Origin of the sequence: Pseudomonas sp. NBRC 111130, from assembly GCF_001320485.1 — a bacterium.
Lineage (GTDB): Bacteria > Pseudomonadota > Gammaproteobacteria > Pseudomonadales > Pseudomonadaceae > Aquipseudomonas > Aquipseudomonas vlassakiae.
This window is the reverse complement of sequence record NZ_BCBG01000044.1, coordinates 1-24,581: the sequence shown is the minus strand read 5'-3', so window position 1 is coordinate 24,581 and position 24,581 is coordinate 1. Positions and strand designations below refer to the sequence as shown.

Annotated in this window: 21 protein-coding genes, 1 tRNA gene and 1 pseudogene; 8 read left to right on the top strand and 15 right to left on the bottom strand. The window is 63.0% G+C overall.

The window, feature by feature from the left end; translation table 11 throughout:
• The first annotated feature begins 65 nt into the window (after positions 1-65).
• Positions 66-749, top strand: a complete 684-nt coding sequence (locus APH33_RS18470) for an OmpW family protein (protein ID WP_054886541.1) — start codon at positions 66-68, stop codon at positions 747-749.
• Here APH33_RS18470 and APH33_RS18465 read toward each other — a convergent pair.
• Positions 737-1,972 (bottom strand): MFS transporter, encoded by a 1,236-nt coding sequence (locus tag APH33_RS18465; protein WP_054886540.1) that lies wholly within the window; start codon positions 1,970-1,972, stop codon positions 737-739. The two genes, APH33_RS18470 and APH33_RS18465, sit on opposite strands and share 13 nt — an antisense overlap.
• Positions 1,973-2,033: 61 nt before the next feature.
• On the opposite strand from APH33_RS18465, the gene APH33_RS18460 reads away from it, so the two are divergent.
• Positions 2,034-2,477, top strand: a complete 444-nt coding sequence (locus APH33_RS18460; RefSeq protein ID WP_054886563.1) for a helix-turn-helix domain-containing protein — start codon at positions 2,034-2,036, stop codon at positions 2,475-2,477.
• 29 nt (positions 2,478-2,506) lie between these two features.
• Here the strand turns inward: APH33_RS18460 and APH33_RS18455 are convergent, their stop codons facing one another.
• Both APH33_RS18455 and APH33_RS18450 read right to left on the bottom strand, forming a co-directional pair.
• The gene (locus APH33_RS18455) at positions 2,507-3,439 is read right to left on the bottom strand and encodes an NAD-dependent epimerase/dehydratase family protein (RefSeq protein WP_054886539.1); all 933 of its coding nucleotides are present in this window, start codon (positions 3,437-3,439) and stop codon (positions 2,507-2,509) included.
• A complete protein-coding gene (locus APH33_RS18450) occupies positions 3,432-4,316 on the bottom strand; it encodes a sugar nucleotide-binding protein (RefSeq protein WP_054886538.1) in 885 nt (294 codons plus the stop codon). Before APH33_RS18450 ends, APH33_RS18455 begins: the two co-directional genes overlap by 8 nt.
• A gap of 236 nt (positions 4,317-4,552) precedes the next feature.
• Here APH33_RS18450 and APH33_RS18445 point away from each other — a divergent pair, with 236 nt between their 5' ends.
• Both APH33_RS18445 and APH33_RS18440 read left to right on the top strand, forming a co-directional pair.
• Entirely contained in the window at positions 4,553-5,614 is a 1,062-nt protein-coding gene (locus tag APH33_RS18445) for a hypothetical protein (RefSeq protein WP_054886537.1), read from the top strand.
• Between the two features lie 15 nt (positions 5,615-5,629).
• Positions 5,630-6,427, top strand: coding sequence for a TSUP family transporter (locus APH33_RS18440; RefSeq protein WP_054886536.1), 798 nt, complete (start codon positions 5,630-5,632; stop codon positions 6,425-6,427).
• Positions 6,428-6,432: 5 nt separating this feature from the next.
• Here the strand turns inward: APH33_RS18440 and APH33_RS18435 are convergent, their stop codons facing one another.
• Positions 6,433-7,242 (bottom strand): helix-turn-helix transcriptional regulator, encoded by an 810-nt coding sequence (locus APH33_RS18435; RefSeq protein WP_054886535.1) that lies wholly within the window; start codon positions 7,240-7,242, stop codon positions 6,433-6,435.
• Positions 7,243-7,421: 179 nt separating this feature from the next.
• Here APH33_RS18435 and APH33_RS18430 point away from each other — a divergent pair, with 179 nt between their 5' ends.
• Positions 7,422-8,864, top strand: coding sequence for a sodium:alanine symporter family protein (locus tag APH33_RS18430; RefSeq protein ID WP_054886534.1), 1,443 nt, complete (start codon positions 7,422-7,424; stop codon positions 8,862-8,864).
• A 72-nt stretch (positions 8,865-8,936) separates the two neighbouring features.
• Positions 8,937-9,923 (top strand): asparaginase, encoded by a 987-nt coding sequence (locus APH33_RS18425; protein WP_054886533.1) that lies wholly within the window; start codon positions 8,937-8,939, stop codon positions 9,921-9,923.
• Between the two features lie 10 nt (positions 9,924-9,933).
• Here the strand turns inward: APH33_RS18425 and APH33_RS18420 are convergent.
• The 10 genes from APH33_RS18420 to APH33_RS18370 form a co-directional block, all read right to left on the bottom strand.
• Positions 9,934-10,029: transfer RNA gene (locus tag APH33_RS18420), tRNA-Sec, on the bottom strand.
• Positions 10,030-10,035: 6 nt separating this feature from the next.
• A complete protein-coding gene (selB, locus tag APH33_RS18415; protein WP_054886532.1) occupies positions 10,036-11,958 on the bottom strand; it encodes a selenocysteine-specific translation elongation factor in 1,923 nt (640 codons plus the stop codon).
• Positions 11,955-13,382 (bottom strand): L-seryl-tRNA(Sec) selenium transferase, encoded by a 1,428-nt coding sequence (gene selA / locus APH33_RS18410; protein WP_054886531.1) that lies wholly within the window; start codon positions 13,380-13,382, stop codon positions 11,955-11,957. Before selA ends, selB begins: the two co-directional genes overlap by 4 nt.
• A 155-nt stretch (positions 13,383-13,537) precedes the next feature.
• Entirely contained in the window at positions 13,538-14,464 is a 927-nt protein-coding gene (gene fdhE / locus APH33_RS18405) for a formate dehydrogenase accessory protein FdhE (RefSeq protein WP_054886530.1), read from the bottom strand.
• Between the two features lie 4 nt (positions 14,465-14,468).
• Positions 14,469-15,125, bottom strand: coding sequence for a formate dehydrogenase subunit gamma (locus tag APH33_RS18400; protein ID WP_054886529.1), 657 nt, complete (start codon positions 15,123-15,125; stop codon positions 14,469-14,471).
• Positions 15,122-16,072: a formate dehydrogenase subunit beta gene (gene fdxH, locus APH33_RS18395; RefSeq protein WP_054886528.1), complete on the bottom strand. Its 951-nt coding sequence runs from the start codon at positions 16,070-16,072 to the stop codon at positions 15,122-15,124. Before fdxH ends, APH33_RS18400 begins: the two co-directional genes overlap by 4 nt.
• Positions 16,072-19,140 (bottom strand): formate dehydrogenase-N subunit alpha, encoded by a 3,069-nt coding sequence (gene fdnG / locus APH33_RS18390; protein ID WP_143524216.1) that lies wholly within the window; start codon positions 19,138-19,140, stop codon positions 16,072-16,074. Before fdnG ends, fdxH begins: the two co-directional genes overlap by 1 nt.
• Positions 19,141-19,284: 144 nt before the next feature.
• Entirely contained in the window at positions 19,285-20,046 is a 762-nt protein-coding gene (locus APH33_RS18380) for an SDR family NAD(P)-dependent oxidoreductase (protein ID WP_054886525.1), read from the bottom strand.
• Positions 20,047-20,068: 22 nt separating this feature from the next.
• The gene (locus APH33_RS18375) at positions 20,069-20,854 is read right to left on the bottom strand and encodes a TSUP family transporter (protein ID WP_054886524.1); all 786 of its coding nucleotides are present in this window, start codon (positions 20,852-20,854) and stop codon (positions 20,069-20,071) included.
• A gap of 32 nt (positions 20,855-20,886) precedes the next feature.
• Positions 20,887-21,912: a TauD/TfdA family dioxygenase gene (locus tag APH33_RS18370; RefSeq protein ID WP_054886523.1), complete on the bottom strand. Its 1,026-nt coding sequence runs from the start codon at positions 21,910-21,912 to the stop codon at positions 20,887-20,889.
• Between the two features lie 425 nt (positions 21,913-22,337).
• On the opposite strand from APH33_RS18370, the gene APH33_RS18365 reads away from it, so the two are divergent.
• Both APH33_RS18365 and APH33_RS18360 read left to right on the top strand, forming a co-directional pair.
• Complete coding sequence (locus tag APH33_RS18365; protein ID WP_054886522.1) at positions 22,338-23,738, top strand: PLP-dependent aminotransferase family protein; 1,401 nt, start codon at positions 22,338-22,340, stop codon at positions 23,736-23,738.
• Between the two features lie 112 nt (positions 23,739-23,850).
• Positions 23,851-24,336, top strand: coding sequence for a heme-binding protein (locus tag APH33_RS18360; protein WP_082433645.1), 486 nt, complete (start codon positions 23,851-23,853; stop codon positions 24,334-24,336).
• Between the two features lie 67 nt (positions 24,337-24,403).
• On the opposite strand, the pseudogene APH33_RS27995 reads toward APH33_RS18360, so the two are convergent.
• Positions 24,404-24,581 (bottom strand): annotated as a pseudogene (locus tag APH33_RS27995) (single-stranded DNA-binding protein); the annotation flags it as partial.

Below are 24,581 nucleotides of genomic sequence, written 5' to 3'. Positions count from 1 at the left end.
ACATTCCGTTTAGCCAGCTCCGTACCATTGGACTACTCGATTACTCACGTCCTTTGGGAGCTTCCATGAACAAGTCCTTGCTCGGCGCCTCGCTTGTGGCCCTTGCGCTCGCCGCCCCTGTTGCCCACGCCCACCAGGCGGGTGATGTCATCGTCCGCGCCGGTGCCATCACCACTGCGCCGAACGAAAGCAGCGGCGACCTGAAATTCGACGGCAACAAGGTGTCGGGCACCAAGGCGACCCTGGACAGCGACACCCAGCTGGGCCTGACCTTCGCCTACATGCTCACCGACCACATCGGCCTGGAGCTGCTGGCCGCGACCCCGTTCAAGCACAGCGTAGGCGTCAAGGGCCTGGGCGGCGGGCTGGACGGCAAGCTGGCCGACATCAAGCAACTGCCACCGACCCTGTCCGTGCAGTACTACCCGATGGAGCCCAACTCCAAGTTCCAGCCCTACGCTGGCGTCGGCATCAACTACACCCTGTTCTTCGATGAAGACCTGACCAGCGAGCGCAAGCAACAGGGCTTCAGCAACCTCAAGCTGCAGGATTCGGTGGGTATCGCCGGCCAGTTGGGCATGGACTATATGATCACCGACAACCTGCTGGTGAACGCCTCGGTCTGGTATGTCGACATCGACACCAAGGCCAGCGTCAACGGCCCGACCGCCTTGGGCTACAGCAAGACCAAGGTCGACGTCGATGTCGACCCATGGGTGTACATGGTCGGCCTTGGCTACAAGTTCTGACCTGCACACGGCAGGGCGGCTTCGGTCGCCCTTTCTCGTTGCCCCCAAGACCAGTACCCCAGTGCCAACCCACTGATCACCATCCCCAGCCCGCATACTGCGGTCCAGCCCCAGCGCGCATACACCCAGCTCGCCAGCACCGCGCCCAGGCCGCTACCAATCGAGTAGCAACACATGTAGGCGCCGATCAAGCGGCTGGCCATCGCACCACGCCCCGCCAGCAGCAGGCTCTGGTTGGTGACATGCACCGCCTGCACGGCGAAATCCAGCATCAGCACACCCAGCACGAACAAAGTCAGCGATTGGCCGACGAAGGCCGTCGGCAGCCATGACAGCGTCAACAACGCCAGCGCCAGGCCGGTGGTGCGCTCGCCCAACCCTCGATCAGCCAGACGCCCGGCCCGCGACGCCGCCAAGGTGCCGGCGATACCTGCCAGGCCGAACAGGCCGATCTCGGTATGGCTGAGCGCAAGCGCGAGTGCACTCAGGGGCAGCACCATGGCACTCCACAGCACGCTGAACGCAGCGAAGATCAGCAGGCCGAGCAACCCACGCCGGCGCAGCAGACTGTCGTGGCGATACAAGGCGTACAAAGAGCCAATCAGTTGCAGGTAGCCAGGTCGTTGCGCGGGTAACCGACTCGCTGGCAGCCAGCGCCAGAGCACCACGGCCATCAGCATGAGCAGTGCCGCCGCCACGAAGTACACACTGCGCCATCCGGCCAGGTCGGCGAGTGCTCCGGAGACCAGACGCGCCAGCAGGATGCCCAGCACGATCCCGCTGGTGACCGTGCCCACCGCCTGGCCCTGACTGGCTGGGGTGGCGAGGGTGGCGGCGTGGGCGACCATCACCTGCACCATGACCGCCATCAGCCCGACCAGGGCCAAGGCTGCCAGCAGAACAAGCCAGTCCTGTGCGAGGCCAACACCGACCAGGGCCAAAGCGGCAACCAGCAGCTGCACCAGCAGCAGGCGCTTGCGCTCGATCAGATCGCCCAGCGGTACGATCAGGATCAGCCCAAGGGCATAACCCGCCTGGGTCGCACCGACTACCCAACCGATCTGTCGCTGCGCCACCCCCAGGTCACTGCCGATCGACTCGAGCAGAGGCTGGGCGAAATAGACCGTGGCCACTGCCATGGCGCAGGTGGCGGCAAGCAACAGGGTTATCCAGCGATTCATCGGGCTGACTCCTACGCACCTGGTTTCAAATTGAAACCACATGATGGATATTTAGCAAATGTGGTTTTAATCTGCAACCAGATGAATCATGCAGGTGCTGCCAATGCTCGATGAAGTGAATGCTCAATGCCCTGTGGCCCGGGCGCTGGAAGTGCTGGGTGACCGCTGGGCGCTGATGATCCTGCGTGATGCCTTCGATGGCCTGCGCCGTTTCAGCGAGTTCCAGAAGAACCTGGGGCTGGCGAAGAACATCCTGGCGTCACGGCTGAAATGGCTGGTGGAGAGTGGGCTGCTGGCTTTGCAGCCGGCGTCGGATGGCAGTGCCTACAAGGAATACGTGCTGACCGAGAAAGGACGCTCGGTGTTTCCGATCGTGGTGGGGTTGCGCCAGTGGGGGGAGCGGTTTCTGTTCGAGGCGGGGGAAGCGCGGTCGGAGCTGGTGGACAGTGCCAAGGGGCGGCCAGTCGGGATTCTGCAGGTGCGATCCGAGGATGGCAGGCTTCTGGCAGCGGAGGATTGCCTGCGCAAGGTTGTGCGGCATACGTGAGCTGGGGCCGCTTTGCGGCCCCAGCTATCTCAAGCCCTACCGAGCAGCTTGGCCAAGGCCTCGACCATCGGGGTCGGCTGCGGGAATGCAAAACGCGCCAGCAAGCGTTGGTTGTCCGCCCGCGAATGGCGAATATCACCGGAGCGCGCCTGGCCGTAACTGATCGCTGGCAGGCGGCCCACCACCTGCTCCAGTGCCTTGAGCATCTGGTTCAGCGAAGTGGCCTGGTTGAGGCCAACGTTCACCGCGCCCTCTTCCACCTGCGGCTGCTCCAGCGCCTGCACCATCACCTGCACCAGGTCGCCGACGTAGAGGAAGTCCCGGGTCTGCTCGCCATCACCGAACACGGTGATGGGCAAGCCTTGGGCCGCCCGCTCGCTGAAGATGCTGATCACCCCCGAATACGGCGAGGAAGGGTCCTGGCGCGGGCCGAAGATGTTGAAGAAGCGGAATATCACCGGCTCCAGGCCATGCTGACGGCGGTAGAAATCCAGGTACTGCTCGCTGGCCAGCTTGTCCACGGCATAGGGCGTCAGCGGCGCCTTGGGCGTGTCCTCGGCAATCGACTCGCCTTCACCATTGTTGCCATAAACCGCTGCGCTCGATGCAAAAAGCACGCGGCGCACGCCATGCACGCGCATGGCCTCGGCCACATTGAGGGTGCCAATGAAGTTGCTCTGGTGGGTCTTCACCGGATCTTCGACCGACGCCTGCACCGACGCCACCGCGGCTAGGTGGACCACGGCAGCGCAACCGGCGGCGGCACGCTGAACCAGCGCGGCGTCGGCCACATCGCCTTCGATCAGTTCGAGGCGCGGGTTATCCAGTTGCAGGTTATCGCGCTTGCCGGTGGAAAGGTCGTCGAGAATACGTACGGCGTAGCCCTTGGCCAGCAACGCATCGCACAGGTGGGAGCCAATGAAGCCGGCGCCGCCGGTGATCAGGATGGGGGCATCAGCCATGGCGGTAGAATCGATCCAATAGTGGCGGCAAGCCAGCGCGCCAGGCACGCGGCTTGATGCCGAAGGTGTGAAGAATTTTCTTGCAGGCCAGTACCGCGTGCTGCGGCTCCTCGCTGGCATCCGGCCGTGCGGCATGGGCCTGCGCGGTCGGGGCCTGCACGGCCAGCTGACGGTACTGCCCGGCCTCGCTGAGGATTGCCTGGCCCAGTGCCAGCGGCGTGGTCGCCTCGTTACCGGCGTAGTGGTAGGTGCCCCACAGCGGCGCGCTGCAATCGAGCTGCTTGAGCACCGACAGGATCACCCGCGCGGCGTCGTCGACCGGCGTCGGGTTGCCGCGGCGGTCATCGGCCAGCAGCAGTTCCTGGGGTTGCTCGGCGCGGGTCAGGAAGCGGCCCAAGGCACCGTCAATGCTTTCGTCCAGCAACCAGCCGAAGCGCAGCAGCACATGCTGCGGGCACGCCGCACGCACGCTCTGCTCGATACGCCACAAGGCCTGGCCCCGCTGGCCCAAGGGGACCGGTTCGTCCTTTTCGCTGTAGGCCGTGGCCCGCGAACCGTCGAACACCCGGTAGCTGGAAGGCTGTACCAGGGTGATCTGGTGGTGCTGGCACAACTCCGCCAGCCGCTCTACCGCCCGCTCCTGCTGGGCCAGGCGCTGGTCGCTGACCGACTCGGCCTGGAACCAGTCGAAGTAATAGGCCAGGTTGACCAGGGCATCGGGGCGATGATCGTCAAGCAGCTGAGTGAGGCTGGCCGGGGCCCAGCCGTTCTCCGGCGGGCGCGGTGCCAGAAATGCGATGTCCTCCTCGGCCCCGAGACGAATCAGCGCTTGCCCGAGGGCATTGCCACCACCCAACAGCATCAGGCGCATACGCATAGAGTCAGCAGATCCGAACAGGTTGATAGAAGGAAAGGAGCCATTTTGCGGTTTCCGGGCGGGGAAGTCCAACCCTAGGGTGCGCCGCTACTAATGCGCCTCGGAGCCACCACCTCGCAGGAATATTCCTACACCTTCGAGTAGCCAGGTCCTGCATCCAACATCAAAAAAAGTTGCCTAAATAGCTCCCGTATCTTTGAAAGTTTCACAGAATCCCTACAGGCAAGGACAAAACAATGGCTGCGGGCTATAGCGAAGAATTACACGATGTTGCTCACTTCAACTTCGAGCCAGATCAAGCTCGTAGACTGGATGAAGCGTGCCTTCGTGTGGCCGCTGAGGGGGGGCCTGATGCTTCAGGCACTGCAGCGTTATCCAGACACTATGCTGAGCGGCTGAAACAGGAGATCACAGCTCGACAGCAGAGACTTCTTGATGCATTCACATCCGGCCAGGTTTGCGCAATTGAGTTCTGCAACATGCTGCCATTGTCCAGTGACCCACCCCCTGATGTAATGCCGCCACATGAGAACCTCAACACTGCGCCCGCTATTATTTATCTGGCGTCCAGACATCAGATTCTGCTGAGTCTCGTCGGATACCAATCCTTCGCATTTGATACCGATAACGAGGGGAGACAAACGCGTCTTGTGGGTAACTTCAAAGGTGGTGGAAAGGTCCCGCTTGTTGAGGAAAAACAAGACCGAACGGCCGAATTGAGCTCCCATGCAGGCGTCAGCCTTGGCCCCCATACAGAACCCCCTTACAACTGTTCGGTCAAGGCTGAAGACGAACACTCACCAGCACCGAGCGCACTTATCCTGACCGCAAGATGGAACCCTCAGCGCGAGCCGACACGGTTAACACCCATGCGCGGAGCCATCAGAAGACTGAACGGGATCGAGGCACTTGCGCTCACATCACGCTCGTTTCGCTTCAGCCGAAGCGAATGCTTCATCAAGGACGACAGCCCGCCTCCTCGTGCAAGTTCCATATTGCAGTTCGACAGAATGGAAGGGTTTGCCTTGCGCTACAGCACTTACCGCTACTCGTTGGACTCAGAGGCTTCAATCCCTGCGCAGCACGCACTTAAGGCATTAGCGGGATTAGTCAGCGAAATAGAAGCCAAAGTATTTGTGCTGGACTCAAGCTCAGCGCTTTTGATCAACAACAGCCAGGCCCTGCATTCTCGGGACACCATTCTTGATAACAGGAGGCTTCTGGTTCGGCTGTTTGCATATGCACCTCACGCGGAGCCTCTGGTACTTCAATCAGACCCACTCGTCGTTCGCGGATAAGACGGAATAACAAATATGGAAATCGAAACTTCAACTTTGTTGATCCTTGCCGCCACTGCATTGCTGGCAGGCTTCTTCGACGCCATCGCAGGCGGCGGTGGTTTACTCACGCTTCCGGCGTTATTCATTGCTGGAGTCGATCCGCTGGCGGCAATGGCTACCAACAAGTTCCAGGCCTCCTCGGCCAGTTCTTCAGCAGTCTGGGCGTTCGCGCGCAAGCGAATGATCCAATGGCGAACAGACTGGCCAATGGCTTTGCTGTCATTCGCAGGTGGTGTTGCAGGCGCCTTGTCGATCAGCTTGCTCGACAGAGCGGTCCTGGAAGCAATTGTGCCGCTCTTGCTGATAGCGGTCGCTGCTTATTTTGCACTCAGCCCCAAGCTTGAGAACCAGGACCGTAAGCGGCGGCTGTCGTATTTGTGCTTCGCGCTCGTGGTAGCGCCAGGCATTGGTTTCTATGACGGTATTTTTGGCCCGGGTACCGGTTCATTCTTCATGGTCGCCTTCACGTTGCTGCTGGGGCAGCACCTCATGCAGGCAATCTGCAGCAGCAAACTGCTCAATGCATCCTGCAACCTTGGAGCGTTGTCAGTATTTGCCTTCGGTGGGGCCATCATTTGGCCTTTGGCGCTGGCCATGGCAGCCTGCGCCATCCTCGGTGCTCAACTCGGCGCTCGTTGCGCCCTCTACTTCGGGCCGCAACTGATCAAACCACTGTTGATCACGGTGTGTTGCCTGATGGCGACGAAGTTGCTGCTGGGTGACGGTCATCCGGTAGGTGAATGGCTGCGCGCTTACACAGTGCTGCACTAAATATTTCACTCAATCTCGAACAAGCTGTTACGCAACGGCCCAACACTCAACCGCTCACGCACATCGTCATCGATCCGTGGATCATCCGGCTGGTACAACCTCACCTGCCGATAGGCATTGATGCGGTTGATCTCCTCCCCCAGGTACTCCCACACCACGCGGGTGCAGGCCGGGTTGCGCCGATCGCCGCTGGAGACCCCGGCCTTCAGGCCGTTCAGGCGCGTGATGCGGCTCTTGAAGCTGGGGATCAGGATGGTCTGGCTCATCTCGTTGAAGGTCAACGATTCGTAGTCGACCAGGAACATACGGTCCTGCAACTGGAACGCCGCCCCCAGGTAGCGGCAACGCACCTCGGCATGTGGGTCGGTGGCACTGGAGCGCTCCTGGCGTTCCTGGCGCTCGAACAAATAGCGGCCACGCTCCTCCCACAGGTGCACCAACGACACCAGGATGGTGCCCGGGACGGACATGCAGTTGGAGTATTCCAGGTAGTAGCCGCAATAACGCGACAGATTACCCGCGTGATCGTGCAGCGGGCGGAACAGTTCGCTGATCGGGTCACCGCTCTGCTCGGCCGGTGTCGATGCACGGGCACCGATAAGGCGGCTGAACTGCTCAGGCGGCAAGTTCAACTCGTAATCTTCAACGCCGAAGAAATCACCGATGCGCTTGAGGTTGTAAGCCGTCGGACGGCTCTGCCCGCTCAGGTACTTGTTGAATTGCGCGCGGTTTATCGACAGCTGGCGGCAAACTTCGGAGATAGAGCGGTAATGGCTGCACGCCAGTTTGAGGTTGGTAGCGAAATGATCGCTCATGCTTAGGGGCTCGGGTGACGCGATTGACGCCAGTGTAGCATCAAGTCGCACCAAATTAGAGCAACCCGCGAAATTGTAACCACCTTTGTCATGGCCAACCATGCGCGCCAACGAACAGCGATACGCCTGCCGTCCGCTGTTCATTCCATGCGAAGAATAAGAATCGAGGTCATTTTCCAATGCTCGAAGCACTCAACGATTTCCTTTCGGGGAAACTCCTCATCGTGCTGATCGTCGGTCTCGGCGGTTACTTCACCATCCGTTCGCGGTTCGTCCAGTTCCGCCACTTCGGCCACATGTTTGCTGTATTCAAGGAATCGCTGCGTGGCCAGGCAGGCCAGCTGAGCTCCTTCCAGGCCCTGATGCTGAGCCTCGCCGGCCGCGTTGGCGCCGGTAACATCGCCGGTGTCGGTATCGCCGTGACTCTGGGTGGCCCAGGCGCGGTGTTCTGGATGTGGGTCACTGCCTTGGTCGGCATGGCCAGCAGTTTCTTCGAATGCACCCTGGCCCAGGTCTACAAGCGCGCTGACGGCGACGGCCTGTACCGTGGCGGCCCGGCCTACTACATCCAGCACGGCCTGAAGCTCAAGAGCATGGCCATCTTGTTCTCGATCCTGCTGCTGGTCACCTATGGCTTCGCCTTCATCGGCCTGCAGTCGTATACCGTGACCCACTCGCTGCAGAATGCCTTTGCCTTTGACCCCAAGCACACCGGCATCGTCCTTGCCGTGCTGCTGGCCATCACCTTCATCGGTGGCATCAAGCGCATTGCCGCAGTGTCCGACCTGCTGGTACCGGTCAAGACCCTGGCCTACATCGGCGTGACCCTGTACGTGATCGGCACCCAGATCGAACACGTGCCCGCCATGCTGGAAACCATCTTCAAGAGCGCATTCGGCCTTGACCCGGCGTTCGGTGGCCTGCTCGGCAGCGCCATCGTCATGGGCGTCAAGCGTGGCGTGTTCGCCAACGAAGCGGGCCTGGGCAGTGCACCAAACGTGGCTGCCGTGGCCGCTGTGAAACACCCGGGCGCCCAGGGCGTGGTCCAGGCGTTCAGCGTGTTCCTCGACACCTTCGTCATCTGCACCTGCACCGCGCTGCTGATCCTGCTGTCGGGCTTCTACACCCCGGGCTTCGAAGGTGACGGCATCGTCCTGACCCAGAACTCGCTGGCCGCCGTGGTCGGCGACTGGGGCCGCCTGTTCGTCAGCGTGGCACTGTCGCTGTTCGTGTTCACCTGCATCCTCTACAACTACTACCTGGGTGAAAACAGCCTGCAGTTCCTCAGCCGCAACCGCGTAGTGCTGCTGGTATTCCGCGCTCTGGTACTGGCGCTGGTGGTATGGGGTTCGATGCAGGACCTGTCGACCGTATTCGCCTTCGCCGACATCACCATGACCTGCCTGGCCTTCGTCAACCTGGTGGCCCTGGCGCTGCTGTTCAAAGTCGGCCTGCGGGTAATGCGCGACTACGACGAACAGCGCAAGGCCGGCATCCAGCAGCCGGTGTTCGATTCGTCGAAATTCGCCGACCTGGATTTGGACCGTAACGCCTGGCCTGCCAATCCGCAGGCGGAAACCGCCACTGACGCGGCCGCTGGCCAAGTTCAGACGCAGCGCTGATATCCTCCCCTGCCTGGCCGCCCCGTCCGTGGGCGGCTGCTTCACCTCCGCTCACCGCTACGGATGCTTTCCATGCGTGCTGTCAAGAATCTTCTCGTGCTCTACACCGGTGGCACCATCGGCATGCTCGAAACCGCCGAAGGCCTTGCGCCGGCTGGCGGTTTCGACACGCGGATGCGCGAACACCTGGCCCAGTTGCCCGACGCGCCCCAGGTGCAATGGACACTGCAGGAAATGAACCCGCTGCTCGATAGCGCCAACATGCAGCAGCACAACTGGCTGGCGATGCGCGATGCTATCGTCTCGGCGGTGGACGCCGGCCATGACGGTGTGCTGCTGCTGCACGGTACCGACAGCCTGGCCTATAGCGCCGCAGCGCTGTCGTTCCTGTTGCTGGGCCTGCCGGTGCCGGTACTGCTGACCGGCTCGATGTTGCCGGCTGGCGCGCCGGGCAGCGATGCATGGGGCAACCTGTGCGGGGCCTTGCGCCTGCTCGAACAGGGCCTGGAGGCTGGCGTGCAGCTGTACTTCCATGGCCAGCTGCTGCATGGCTGCCGGGCTTCGAAGCTGCGCAGCGAGGCCTTCGACGCCTTCGCTGCACTGCCGCGCCACCGTGAAGGCGAGCGTGCCGCCGAATTGCCTGCCGCCCTGAACTATCGCCAGCAGCGTCAGCCGGTCAACCTGGCGGTGATGCCGGTGTACCCGGGCCTGCAAGCCGGGCATCTGAAGGGCTTGCTCGACAGCGGCGTGCAAGGGTTACTGCTGGAATGCTATGGCAGTGGCACCGGCCCGTCGGATGATCAGGCGCTGCTGGAAGTGCTGCGTGCAGCGCGCCAGCGTGGTGTGCTGCTGGCAGCCATCAGCCAGTGCCCCGAAGGTTCGGTCGTGTTCGATACCTATGCGGCAGGCAACCGCCTGCGCGCGGCTGGACTGGTCAGCGCTGGCGGCATGACCCGCGAAGCGGCGCTGGGCAAGATGTTTGCGCTACTGGGTGCGGGGCTGGATGTAGACGCGGTGGAGCAATGGTTCGCGCTGGACCTTTGCGGCGAGCGGGCCTGAAAGCGGAAAATGGCGGAAGGCAGCGGGAGTCGAACCTGCCCGGGAACGGCTGCCGTCCCCAACCGGGTTTGAAGCCCGGCCGCGCCACCGGGCGCGATTGCCTTCCTTGAACTCAGTGCCTGGCCTGCTGCTGGGCCAGGGCACTGTCGGCGCGGATGTAGCGCTGGTCAGCCACCCGACGGGTCAGCCCGATACGGTCGAAGTATTCGAGAATCTGCACACTGCGCTTGCGACCGATGCCCAACATATCGCGAAACGCAGCAACCTGCACTACTGGCGTGTCGTTAGCCTGCCGCAGCAGCAGCTCTGCCATGCGCCTTAGCGTTACCTCAGGATAGAACAGGTCGCGCACCACCTGATGTACCAGGCCCAGCCGGGCCAGCTTGCGCAGCAACAGGCGCACATCCGCCTCCGCGCAATGTTCTTCGGCGGCCAGCGTCCGGACCCAAGGTGGGTCATATTCCCCTGCGAGCAACTTCGGCTGCAGCCGCTCCCATAGCGCGCTGTCGACGGCGCTCAACTGCACCTTGTGATCAGGCAAATGCAGCCACGGACCGCTGCTGGCGATCATTTCGTCATTGAGCAGCTCATCGAGCAAGCTGACAAACGCCGGGCGCTCAAGCGGCAAGGCAGCGAAGCGGCGCAGGCGGTCGCGGTCCGGGCCGAGCTGGTCAGGCTCCTGCTCATGGAAGCGCGCCAGTTGCTCCAGCACCTGCTGCCTCAGCGCTTGCCATTGGCCTTGGGCAAACAGCAGCGGGCCTTGGCGCGTGGCTACCACCAACACATCATTGGGCAACAGCCAGGTATCGCGCTGGCGATTGAACTGGCGCTCCAGGCGCTGCGGGTCGAGCCCCCCAAGCGCACTGGCGAGCAAGGCCGGCAGTGCCTCCTCCAGGCCATCGGCATCACGCAGCACCTGCAGTTGGCGCAGGCGTTGTTCACTGCGGCGCTGCCGACTGGGCGCGAACGGGTCGAGCACCTTGCCGCCGCCCAGGGTGCGCTGGGCACGCTGGTCGCGCAGCACCAGGCGGTCTCCATGTACCGCCTGCAACGGTGCGTTGAGCAGCAGCTGGGCAAACATGCGCTGGCCAGCGGCCAAGGTTTCACCTTCGAGCAAGGCCACCCGTGCCGTCACATCCTGAGTACCAAGGTGCACATGTACCGCACTGAAATGCTCGAACAGGCGGGTTTCACCGGGGAGCAGGCAAAGTTCGATATCGACTCGCACGCTGGGCGCATGCAGCCATTCCGGCACCAGCCAGTCGCCTCGGTGCACGTGCTCTACCGCGAGGCGCTCGGCGCTAATGTTCAACGCCACCCGCTGGCCGGCCTCGGCTACCAACGCCACCTGGTTCTGCGCGTGCAAGCCACGCACCCGTACCGGCTTGCCGGCCTTGCCCAGCAGCAACGTGTCGCCGGCACTGACACGCCCGGCCAGTGCCGTGCCGGTCACCACCACCCCGGCGCCGGTCACGGCGAAGGCGCGATCGACGGCCAGGCGAAAGCCCCCGCGTGCGCTGCGCTGACGCACCCGCACCTCGGCCTCTAGCAAGGCCCGACGCAACACCTCGATACCCTGCCCGGTGATGCTCGACACGGGGAACTGCCGTGCCTTGGCATAAGGCCCCGCTGCCAGCAACTCCCTGATCTGCGCCTGCACCTCTGCCAAACGAGCGGGTTCGACCCGGTCACATTTGCTGATCACCACCAGCGCCTGGGGAATCCCCAGCAGCTCGATGATCGCCAGGTGCTCACGGGTCTGTGGCATCACCCCATCGTCGGCGGCCACCACCAGCAGCACCAGGTCGATGCCATGGGCGCCGGCCAGCATGTTGTGAATGAACCGCTCATGGCCCGGCACATCGATGAAGCCGGTCAAGGCAGCCCCCTCGGCCAGCGCCGCGTAGCGGTAGCCGAGGTCAATGGTCATGCCACGCGCGCGCTCTTCCTGGCGTTGGTCCCCGGCCTGGCCGGTGAGGGCCTGAAGCAGCGCAGTCTTGCCGTGGTCGATGTGGCCGGCGGTGCCGACGATCATTGCACGGGCCCAAGTTGCAGGGCCGGCAACTGCGCCAGCCATTGGGCTTCATCGTCGAGCTGGCGCAGGTCGAGCCACAGGGCGTCGCCAGCGATGCGCCCAAGCACCGGTACCGGCAGGTCGCGCAAGGCACGCTCCAGCACATGCAGGCTGCGCCCGCGCAGCTTCTTCGACACCAGCGGGCGCAGGCACAGCGCCGCACTGGGCAGCCGCGCCACTGGCTGGCTACCGCTGCCGATCATGCCCAGCGCCGGCTCGACGCCGACTTGCCATTGCTCACCAAGGTGCGCCTTGAGCTCGGGAGCCAGGCGTTCGGCCTGGGCCTGGATCTCGGCCTGGCCGCGGGTCAGCAGGCGCAGGCTCGGCAAGCGTTCGGCCAGGCGGTCGGGGTTGCGGTATAGCGCCAGCACCGCCTCGAGTGCGGCGAGGGTGATCTTGTCGACCCGCAGTGCGCGCTTGAGCGGGTTCTTCTTGATCCTGGCGATCAGGGCTTTGCTACCGACGATGATCCCGGCCTGGGGGCCGCCCAGCAGCTTGTCGCCACTGAACGTGACGATATCGGCGCCATCGGCCAAGGCCTGGCGCACCGTCGGTTCGGCGGGCAGGCCCCAGCGCGTGAGGTCAAGCAGGCTGCCGCTACCGAGGTCTTCGAGCAGTGGCAAGTCATGCTGGTGAGCGATACGCGCCAGGTCGGCAGTCGGTACCTGATGGGTGAAGCCCTGAATGCTGTAGTTGCTGCAGTGCACGCGCATCAGCAGGCTGGTGCGCGGGCCGATGGCGGCTTCATAGTCACGGGCGTGGGTGCGGTTGGTGGTGCCGACTTCGTGAAGCTTCACCCCGGCTCTTGCCATGATGTCGGGAATGCGGAAGGCACCGCCAATCTCGATCAGTTCGCCCCGGCTGATGATGCCTTCCTTGCGCGCGCCCAGGCTGTTGAGCGCCAGCAGCACGGCGGCGGCATTGTTGTTGACCACGGTGACGGCCTCGGCGCCGGTCAGCTCGCGAATCAGGCCTTCGATCAGGTCATCACGGTCGCCGCGCTTGCCGGTGGCCAGGTCGAACTCCAGGTTGAGGGGATAGCGGGCGGCGGTCTGCATGGCCTCGATGGCCTCCTCGGGCAGCAGCGCGCGACCCAGGTTGGTGTGCAGCACGGTGCCGGTGAGGTTGAACACGCGGCGGACCTGGCTGCGTTGCTGGATCGAGAGGCGTTCGCCAGCACGACCGAGGAGGATTTCAGGGGCCAGTTCGGCACTGCTGAGTTCGCCGTTGCGGGCAGGGTCACGCAGGTCGTCGAGCAGCTGGCGCAAGGTGCTCAGGACGGCGTCGCGGCCGTGACGGTCGATCAGCGGGAGGCAGGCCGGGTGGCGCAGGAGGGTATCGATGGAGGGCAGGCGCAGGGTGTCGCTGGCTAGGCTGGAGGGCATGCAGAGTACTACCTTGGACGGGTCCGTTGTCTTTGATGGCCTCTTCGCGGGTAAACCCGCTCCCACAGGTATAGCGCCAACCTTCAGAAGTGCGCTGTAACTGTGGGAGCGGGTTTACCCGCGAAGCAGGCAACTCGGTATTACAGTGTAGACACTCAGCCACTACCCGGCGCGAGCATCAGGTTGGGTGCCAGGCGATGGAAGCCCTCCTCGTCCAGCCTGATATCCAGCGCCAGGCTGGCCAGGTCATCAGCCAGTGGCTCGGCCGCCGCATCGTTTTCCAGATAATGCTGCTTCAGGTAGCTGGAGCATTCCGGGCAGCATTCGGCCCGTAGCGGCGCCTTGCCCGGCGCATGGCGATCGTCTTCGAGACTGGTGTAACGCAAGTCCTTGCTTGATTCGCAATAGACGCACTTGACCCGCACCACATGCCACTCACAGGCACACAACGAACATGCCAGGTAACGCAGGCCGTTGTGCTTGCCACGGTTGCGCACCACCCCGGCCATTGCCGGCGAACCGCAGGCCGGGCACTGCGCCAGGCTACCGGCGGGCTTCAGTTCCGGTGCTGGCAGGGCCAGCAACCAGCTCGACCAGGCTGCCTGCAAGGCGGCGCCAATGAACGGTACCAACGCCGCCGGCAGCGCATCGTACTGGCCGGCCAGCAAAGCGATCCCCCAGCTCTTGCGCTGGCTGTCGTCACTGTCGCGCAGGGCCTGTAGCGCTTCGCCCAGCGCGCCACTGGCCTCGCTATCGAAGTGCAAGAGCAAGGCCTGCAACCAGACCAGCCACGGCCCCTCCCGTACCAGACCGTCGGCTGCCAACGGCGGCAGCCCATGACTTATGCACAGGCGATGACGCTCCTCGGCCACCGGCAAACTACCGGGAGGGTTATCCACAAGCTGCTGCTGGACGCGGCATAGTTGAGCGATCAGCAGCAGGTAATCGCCAAGGGCATTGCCCTCAGCCAAGTGCTCCAGGCGCGCTGCGCGCAGTGCAAACAGATTGGCAGGCGGCAGGTGCAGAAACGGCGGCATCACTGCCGACGCTTCGATCTGCCCCGGTTCGAGTATCGTGCTCAAGCGCTCATCCTTCTTTCCGTCCGTGATTGCCCGGCGTCTTGTCGCCGGTCACTTCGCGGTACCACAACTCATGGTGCTTGCGTGCCCAGGCGCGGCTGACCCCGCCATGCAGCATGGCGCCGATCGAGCCCTTGATCCAGATACCGGCGTAGATGTGCACGATAATGCTGAGGATCAGCACGAACGCCGCCAGCGCATGGGCCAGCGCCGACAGGCGAATGACCTCGATACCGAACAGCTGGCTGAAATACGCGCGCCAGATCACTACGCCGCTGAGCAACAACACCAGCATGCACACCAGCAGGGTCCAGAACAGCAGCTTCTGCCCGGCGTTGTACTTGCCGATCGGTGGCACTCCCTCCTCCTGGTTCAGCATCACCCGGTCCACGCGGCGCAGCCACAGGCGGTCGTTGGCGGTGATGAAGTTGGCGCGCCAGAAACGGAACACCAAGCCGAGGAAGAACACGAACATCGCCACGCCCAGGAAGGGGTGCAGAATGCGCGTCCATGGTCCGCCGCCAAACAGATGGCTGAGCCAGAACAGTGCCGGATGGAACAGCGCCAGCCCGGAAAGACCTGCCGTCATGAACAGGATGGCGACGATCCAGTGGTTGGTCCGCTCATTGGCGTTGTAGCGCAGGATGGGTTTGTCGTCGTTCATGGCCGCTGCTCCCCTTGCCCACCGGGCTTGGTCGGGTCATAGACATGCACCGCAGGGTCCACCTGATGCACGCTGTTGTCCGGTGGCACCGGGTGTTCGTCCTCCTCGACCCGCTGTGGCCCCACCCGCACGTAGTGGAAGAACCCGGCCAGCACCGCCGCGCCCATGGCCAACAGCGCCAGCGGTTTGGTGAAGCCCTTCCACAAGCCCACCAGCGGGCTGATCACCGGTTGGTCCGGCAGGCCGGCGTACAGCTTCGGTGTGTCGGCGTGGTGCAGCACATACATCACGTGGGTGCCGCCGACACCGTCCGGGTCGTACAGCCCGGCCTGCTCGAAGCCGCGGGACTTGAGGTCGACGATACGCTCGGCGGCATGCACCTTCATCTCCTCCTTGGTACCGAACACGATCGCCCCGGTCGGGCAGGTCTTCACACAGGCCGGCTCCAGGCCCACGGTCACGCGGTCGGAACACAAGGTGCACTTGTAAGCCTTGTGATCCTTCTGCGAGATGCGCGGGATGTTGAACGGGCAGCCGGTGATGCAGTAGCCGCAGCCGATGCAGTGGTCCTGGTTGAAGTCGACGATGCCGTTGGCGTGCTTGATGATCGCGCCCGGGCTTGGGCAGGCCTTCAGGCAGCCCGGCTCGGCGCAGTGCATGCAGCCGTCCTTGCGAATCAGCCACTCCAGGTTGCCGTCGTCGCGCTCGTGCTCGGTGAAGCGCATCAGGGTCCAGGTTTCAGCGGTGAGGTCCTGGGGATTGTCATAGGTGCCGTGGTTGTGGCCGACCTCGTCACGCAGTTCGTTCCATTCCGAGCACGCCACCTGGCAGGCCTTGCAACCGATGCACTTGGTGGTGTCGATCAGTTTGGCGACCTCGTCCAGCTGGCGTACCGAAGGCGGAACGGTGGTGGTGGCCGAGCGGGCGATGATGTCTTGGCTGGCCATCAGAGTTTCTCCACTTTGACGAGGAACGACTTGGACTCTGGCGTCTGGGTGTTGCCGTCACCGAGGAACGGCACCAAGGTGTTGGTCAGGTAGCCATGCCGCGTGGTCCCGGTGAAGCCCCAGTGCAGCGGTATGCCGATCTGGTGCACCGTCTGGTTGTTGACCTGCAGCGGGCGAATCCGCTTGGTCACCACCGCCACCGCATCGATGTGACCACGCTTGCTCGACACCCGCACCCGGTCACCGGCCTTGATGCCTTTTTCGTTGGCCAGCACCTCGCCGATCTCGACGAACTGCTCGGGCTGGGCGATGGCATTGAGGCGGCAGTGCTTGCTCCAGAAGTGGAAGTGCTCGGTCAACCGGTAAGTGGTCGCCGCATATGGAAACTCTTCGTGCTTGCCAAGGGTGTCCCACACGGAATCGAAGATCCGCCCGGCCGGGTTGCTGGTGGCCTTCTTGTTCTGCGGGTGCAGCGGGTTGATGCCAATCGGCGTCTCGAACGGCTCGTAGTGCTCGGGGAACGGGCCTTCGGCCATCTTGTCGATGGCGAAGAACCGCGCCACACCTTCGGGGTTCATGATGAACGGGTTCATCCCTGCCTCAGGTGGCGAGTCGACCTTGAAGTCGGGCACGTCGGTGCCGGTCCAGGCCTTGCCGTTCCACCACACCAGGCGCTTCTTCTCTGGGTCCCACGGCTTGCCTTGGGGGTCGCTGGACGCGCGGTTGTAGAGGATGCGGCGATTGGCCGGCCAGGCCCAGGCCCAGTTCTGCACCTGGTGCATGCCGTACGGGTCGCTGTTGTCGCGGCGGGCCATCTGGTTGCCTTGCTCGGTCCAGCAGCCGGCGAAAATCCAGCAGCCGGAGGCGGTACTGCCGTCATCCTTGAGCTGGCCGAAGCCGGACAGTTGCTGGCCAGCCTTGATGACTGCGCCGGTCGGGTCGGTGACATCGGCCACTGCCCAGCCGTTCATCTCCTTGGCCAGCTCCTCGGGTGATGGCTCTGCGGGGATCTTGTACGGCCAGTGAATGTTCATCATGGCGTCTGGATAGGCCCCGCCCTCGGCCTGGTAACGCTGGCGCAGGCGAATGAACAACTCGCTCATGATCTGCACGTCGGTGCGGGTCTCGCCCGGGCCGTCGGCGCCCTTCCAGTGCCACTGCAGCCAGCGGCTGCTGTTGACCAGCGAGCCATCCTCCTCGGCGAAACAGGTGGTGGGCAGGCGGATCACCTCGGTCTGGATATTGGCCGTGTCGACATCGTTGAACGGCCCAGCATTGCGCCAGAACTCCGAGGTTTCGGTGGCCAGCGGATCCATGATCACCAGCCACTTGAGCTTGCCGAGCGCCGCGGTGACGCGATTCTTGTCCGGCAGCGCGGCGATCGGGTTGAAGCCCTGGCACATGTAGCCATTGACCTTGCCCTGGCTCATCATTTCGAACATGCGCAGCACGTCGTACGCCGGCACATCGAGCTTGGGTAGCCAGTCATAGCCCCAGTTGTTTTCGGCCGTCGCGTTCGGCCCGTACCAGGCCTTCATCAGGCTGACGTGGAACTTGCCGTAGTTCTGCCAGTACGACAGCTGCCCCGGGCGCAGCGGTTTGGAAGCGCGCTTGTCGATATAGGCGGCGTAGTCCTGCTCGGCGTCGCCAGCCAGGGTCAGGTAGCCCGGCAATGAGTTGGACAGCAGGCCGAGGTCGGTCAGGCCCTGGATGTTGGAGTGCCCGCGCAGGGCGTTGACCCCGCCGCCCGGCATGCCGACGTTGCCCAGCAGCAGCTGGACCATGGCCGCACTGCGGATGATCTGCGCGCCGATGGAGTGCTGCGTCCAGCCGAGTGCGTAGAGGATCGTCATGGTCTTGCCCGGTACCGAGCAGGTGGCGATCTCTTCCCAGATCTTCATCATGGCGTCCTGCGGCATGCCGCAGGTCATGCTGGCCAGCTCCGGGGTGTAGCGGCTGTAGTGCTGCTTCATCAACTGGAACACGCAGCGCGGGTGCTGCAGGGTCGGGTCGACCTTGGCGAAGCCGTCCTCGCCCAGCTCATAGCCCCAGCCGGATTTGTCCGCATACACGCGCTTGGCCTCGTCGTAGCCGCTGAACAGCCCGTCCTCGAAGCCATAGGTCTCTTTGACGATGAACGACACGTCGGTGTAGTTGCGCACGTACTCGTGCTGGATCTTGTCATTGCTCAGCAGGTAGTTGATCAGCCCGCCCATGAAGGCGATGTCGGTACCGGTACGGATCGGCGCGTAGTAGTCCGCCACCGAAGCGGTACGGGTAAACCGCGGGTCGACCACGATCAGCCGCGCCTGGTTGTGCGCCTTGGCTTCGGTCACCCATTTGAAGCCGCATGGATGCGCTTCTGCTGCGTTGCCACCCATCACCAGGACCAGATTCGCGTTGGCGATATCGGACCAATGGTTGGTCATGGCGCCACGGCCGTACGTCGGGGCAAGACTTGCCACCGTCGGGCCATGTCAGACACGTGCCTGGTTATCGAACCCCAGCATGCCTGTTGCGCGGACGACCTTGTGGGTCAGGTAACCCGCCTCGCTGGAGGCGGCGGAGGCAGCGAGGAAACCGGTGGTGAGCCAGCGGTTTACCGTTTGCCCCTGGGCATTCTTCTCGATGAAGTTGGCGTCGCGGTCTTTCTTCATCAGGTCGGCGACGCGGTCGAGCGCCTCGTCCCAACTGACCCGCACCCACTCCTTGCTGCCCGGCTTGCGCACCTCGGGGTACTTGAGGCGGCTGGGGCTGTGGATAAAGTCGAGCAGCCCGGCACCTTTGGGGCACAGGGTGCCACGGTTGACCGGGTGATCGGCGTCGCCTTCGATGTGGATGATGTTCTGCTTGACGTTCTTGCCCGCATCGCCCTGGCTGTACATGATCAGGCCGCAGCCGACCGAGCAGTAGGGGCAGGTGTTGCGGGTTTCTTTCGTGTGCGCCAGCTTGAAGTGACGCACCTGCTCGGCGAAGGCCGGCGTAGGGGACATGCCCAACGCCGCCAGGCTCGAGCCTCCAAGGCCGACAGCGGCGACCTTGAAGAACTGCCGACGGTTGAGATCCATCGTGCACTCCTGATCAGGTTCGGACGCACGGAACATGGCCGGCGCCTCTTGGTAGTCACGGTGGCGGCTAATTGATGGCCGCCAATGGATAAGACTAGTCAAGAAACGAGAACGTGCGATGACATGGGTCATCGCATAAGCCAATCAACAGTGCGGCAGGTTACGCGCCACATTGAGTGCCGCACTGCTCTGGGCCACCGGCATGATCTCGACGGTATTGATGTTCACATGCCCCGGTTGCTCGGCAATCCACGCCACTGTGGCGGCGATGTCCTCCGGCAAGATGGCCTCCACGTCACGATAGAGCGCTTGCACGGCATCCAGGTCGCCGTTCAGGCGCACCACCGAAAAGTCGGTGCCCGAGCACAACCCCGGTTCGATATTGCTCACCCGCACGCGGGTGCCGGCCAGGTCGGCGCGCAGGTTGAGGCTGAACTGGCGGACAAACGCCTTGCTGGCGCCATACACGTTGCCGCCCGGGTACGGATAAGTGCCGGCAATGGACCCCATGTTGATGATCATCCCGCTGTCGGCCTCCACCATCTGCGGCAGGACCTTGTGGGTCACCATCGCCAGGCCGGTGACGTTGGTGTCGATCATCTGCTGCCAGTTCTCGCTGCTGCTGGCCTGGGCGCGGTCGACACCCAGCGCCAGCCCGGCATTGTTCACCAGCAGGTCGATTTGCAGCGAGGCGTCGCGGACTTGTTCGAACGCCGACTCGATCGACCGCGGATCGGTGACATCCAGCGCCAGAGCAATGAAATTGTCGCCCAGCTCGGCCTCCAGCACTTGCAGCTTGTCCATGCGCCGGGCGGCGCCGATCACACGGTAGCCCTTGCCGATCAGGGTGCGGCAGATGGCCCGGCCAAAGCCCGAAGAAGCGCCGGTGACGAATGCAGTTTTCATCAGTTATCTCCTTTGAAAGGGGTCAGGCCAGGTACTTCACGCCCAGGCTGGTAAACAGGCAGAGCATCGAGAACACCAACGCCTTGCGTACCACTTCATTGCCTTTGCGCAGGGCCAGGGCGCTGCCCAGGTGGTTGCCGAGGATGTTGCAGGCCACCAGCGGTAGCGCCAGCAGGTAGACGACCTTGCCCGCCATGACGAACGCCACCAGTGCGCCGATGTTGGAGGCGAAGTTGAAGGTCTTGGAGTTGGCGGAGCTGGAGACCAGGTCCATGCGCAGCAGGTAGTGGAACGCGATGATGAACATGCTGCCGGTGCCGGGGCCGAAGAAGCCGTCGTAGAAGCCGATGGCCAGGCAGGTCAGCGGAACCACGGTGAACAGCATGCGTGGCGACAGTTCGCGCTCCTCCACCGGACGGTCCTTGGGGGTGAGGAAGATGAGGATGCCGAACGGAATCAGCGCCAGGATGATCTTGCCCACGGTTTCCTGGGGGATCGACACGATCAGGTGCGCGCCCAGGTAAGCCCCGAGCAATGAAAACGGCACACCGATCAGCGCCACTTGCCAGACCATCTTGCTGTTGACCAGGAAGTTGCGGATGGCCGCGAGGGTGCCCAGGGTGCTCACCAGCTTCTCTTGCCCCAGGGCAACCTGCGGCGGCATGCCCACCAGCAGAAAGCCCGGCACCAGAAACAGCCCGCCACCCCCGGCGATGCTGTCGACAAAGCCTGCAACGAATGCGATGGCGCCCAGCATCAGGATCGCCAACAACCAGTGTTCCGCCCAGAAGGCGCCTAACAGTTCCATATCGGTACGTCCGTCGAGTCAGTAAAAGAGAATCAGGAGAGCACTTCGTAAAGGTGATCGGCCCGGGCGAAATGCACGCGGTTCAGGTCGTTGACCGCGAACAGCCGCAGCAGCCAGCGGTCGGCGCCATCGTTCTGTGGCTCGAAACCATCGCGGGCATGCAGCACACGCTGGTTCTTGAAGACCATGAAGTCGCCCGGCAGCAGCAGGTGGGGTTCGTCGAAGCGACGGGTTTCCAGCACGCTGCGCAGGCTGGCCAGTGCCTGCTCGGCCCGCAGGTTGAGGCCGTGGGTGTTTTCGCTGTCGAAACGGCACAACCATTCACCGGCATGGCCGCGCACCAGTACAGGGAGTTCGGCCGTGCAACGGCGGTTGCCGCTAAAGGAGTCGGGGCGGCGGATCTCGAACTGAGGCAGGCACAGTTCGCGTACGGTGGCCGCGGGCAGTGCCGCCACCACGGCATCGAGGCTCACCAGTGTGGTGCTGATGCGCGGGTCGCAGCGCATGCCGAAGAACGACAGGTATTCCGGGCAGCAGGACGTGTCGCCGAGCGGCTCGGATGACAGTGGCAGGTCCGGGTTGTCCACATGATAGGAGAAGCGCAGCTTCGAGCCATGGGAGCTCTTGTGGCTGGAAGAATGACGCGAAGGAATGACATGGCGGAACAGCCGACCATCGTTCTCACCCTCGTAGACCACCGGGTTGATCCCCATCAGGCTCTGCATGGTCAGGCTGACCAGGCAGGCAACCGGCGTGCTGCGCGGGCTGAGTACGCCCGAATAAGGTGTGGGTGGGATGTCACGGTCACGCGGGCAATTGCGCACGATCATGCTGGTCAGGTACGGGTCCGTGACAAAGCCACGGATCTGTTGGCAAAGCGCCTTGCCCAGCACGTCCTGGGCCTGGTCCTTGAGCTGTGGATAAAGCTCCTTGCTCGTCTCGAAGTCGAGCGGTGTGTTGTTCAGCAAGGTTTGCCAGGCGCTGGAGATGACCCAGGGCAGACGGATCTCCAGTGAGGCTTGTAGCTCGGCGCCTTGATGCAGGTGTGCACTTTCCATTTGCAGTGATATTCCATGTTGCTGGCTTGAGGCCAGTCGGTGTCGGCGGCAGATGTTTATGTTTTTGAAGCCGGTCACAGCGGGACGATGCAAGCGGCTGAAGCCGGCAAGAGGCCAGCGAATTGCATCGACGCAATCATTGTAATTACAAAAATAACGTCGATTCAATCCATTTTCCAAAAGGCGCAAACAGACAATTAAGTCGATTCAATCAACTTATTGATTTCAAAAGGTTTCTGGAGGGCGTGGCGAAACGGCGCTGGATGCAGACCGGATTTATTTCGATCAAGGCCTCGATTTAAGGTCGTCGACCGACTGATCGATGCGATTCAATCAAGGTAATTTACACGTAAGAAAACACAATTACTTCCATCAGACCTTTCGTGCTAGGCTTCCGCGTTCTCGCAGATTCTGGTGCCATTTCTATGTGGGTTCCTCATTACAGCGACCTGGCGCAGCCGGTCTACCTGATGATCGCCGACGCCCTGGAGCAGGACATCGGCAGCGGCCGGCTGGTGGCTGGCGAACGCTTGCCAACCCTCAAGGACCTGGCCGAGTCACTGGACGTGACACCCGGCACCATTGGCCGAGCCTATGACGAAGCCGCCAAGCGTGGCCTGGTGGTGGGTGAGGTCGGGCGCGGGACTTTCGTGCTGCCGCAACGCCAGGCGCAGCCCCCTGCCCCGCCTGCGCCTGCACGGCCCAGCCCCAGCAGCGCCGAGCGCGAGAGCGGGCAGATCGACCTGTCGATCATCAAGCCCAATGACGCCCACATGACCGATTGGCTGCGCGGCGCCATCAACGAACTGGCCCAGTCGCCCGACCTGGCCCAGGTGCTGGACTATGTCACCGAGGGCGGCCATGCGACCCACAAGCAGGCTGGAGCGGCCTGGATCCAGCGCTGGCTGCCCGAAGCCCGCTGGCAGCAGGTGGTGCTGACGTCGGGCGCCCAGCATGGCTTGCTAGTAGCCATCAGCAGCCTGTCGAAGAGCGACGACGTGGTGCTGTGCGAATCGTTCTGCTACCCAGGCATCATCTCCCTGGCCCACAGCATGGGGCGTCGCCTGCGAGGCGTGGCCATGGACGAATTCGGGCTGATTCCCGAGGCGCTGCGTGCGGCATGCCTGGAACATCGCCCCTCGCTGCTGGTGTGCGTCACCACGCACCAGAACCCGACCAACTCGATCATGCCCCATGCGCGGCGCGAGGCCATCGCCCAGATCGCTCGCGAGTTCGACCTGTTCATCGTCGATGATGACATCTATGGTTTTCTCGAACCCGCCCCGGACTACAAGCCGCTTGCTGCGTATGCCCCTGAGCGGTCGGTGTACCTCACCAGCCTGTCCAAGAGCGTGCTGCCGGCACTGCGTATCGGCTACCTGTATGCCCCGCCGCAAACCCTCTCGCGGCTATCATCGATGGTACGCAGCAGTGTCTGGATGCCATCGCCATTGATGGCGCAACTGGCCAGCAACCTGATCAACAGCGGCATGGCCGATCAGCTGGTGCAGGTGCAGCAGGAGGAAGCAGCTGCGCGTCAGCACATGGCGCGAGAAATCCTGGGCAAGTACAGGATCCGCAGCCAGCCCAACAGCTTCCATATCTGGTTGGAGTTGCCCGAGCCCTGGACCAGCGACGAGTTCGCCAACCTGGCGCGCAACAATGGCGTCACGGTGGTCAGCGGCAGCCAGTTCCTGCCCGAGCGCAACCATGCCACCTGCGGCGTGCGCATTGCCTTGATGTCTCCCAGCCGCCAGGAGCTGGGCTTTGCCCTGACCAAACTGGCGAGCCTGCTGGACTCACCGGAGCCGCGGTTGTTCTATTGAGCGGCATGCTGCACCGCTCTGCCTCCCGCTCGGCACTTTCGGAAAAGGACTACATCAGATTCGCTTGAAACTGACTAGGTTGAGGCAAACTCCGACAAAGGGATCTGTCCTCATGAATTTCAAGACGTTCTGCCTGAGTGTACTCGTCGCCGGCTCAGGCACCATTGCCCCAAGTCCTGCAGCCGCCTCGGGTGAAAATCCTTCGCCACTCACGTCACTACAAGCGCGAAAAATGACCGCAGCCGCCGAACGAGCGGCCACTGCCCAGGGCTATGCGATCGTCATCAGCATCATCGACAACCATGGCAACCTGAAACACTTCCACCGCATGGACGGCACCAGCAGCGGCAGCATCAAGGTAGCGCAACTCAAGGCTTCGACCTCTGCCCGCTTCCCCTTGTCTTCACGCGCACTTGGCGAACGCAGCTCCGCACACCCGGCCAACCCCTATGCATCATTACCGGGGTTCACGTTGCTGGAAGGAGGCCTGCCGATCATGGACAAGAACGGCATGCATATCGGCGGTATTGGCATCAGTGGTGCCACGCCGGAGCTGGATGCACAGTTTGCTCAGGCGGCGCTGGATAGCGATGCCTGAACAGGCATAAAAAAACCCAAGGCAACTGCCCTGGGTTTCTGTTCCAGCTAGACGCCTTGCCGCTCGATCAGAACGGAATATCGTCATCGAAGCTGTCAAAGTCAGCCGCCGGCTGCGGCGCAGGCTGCTGCGGCGCCGGGCGCTGTTGCTGCTGCGGGCGCTGAGCCTGCTGGCGTGGCGGAGCTTGGTTGTACTGTTGCTGCTGGCCGCCACCGTAGTTGCCGCCACCCTGGTTGTACGGGTCA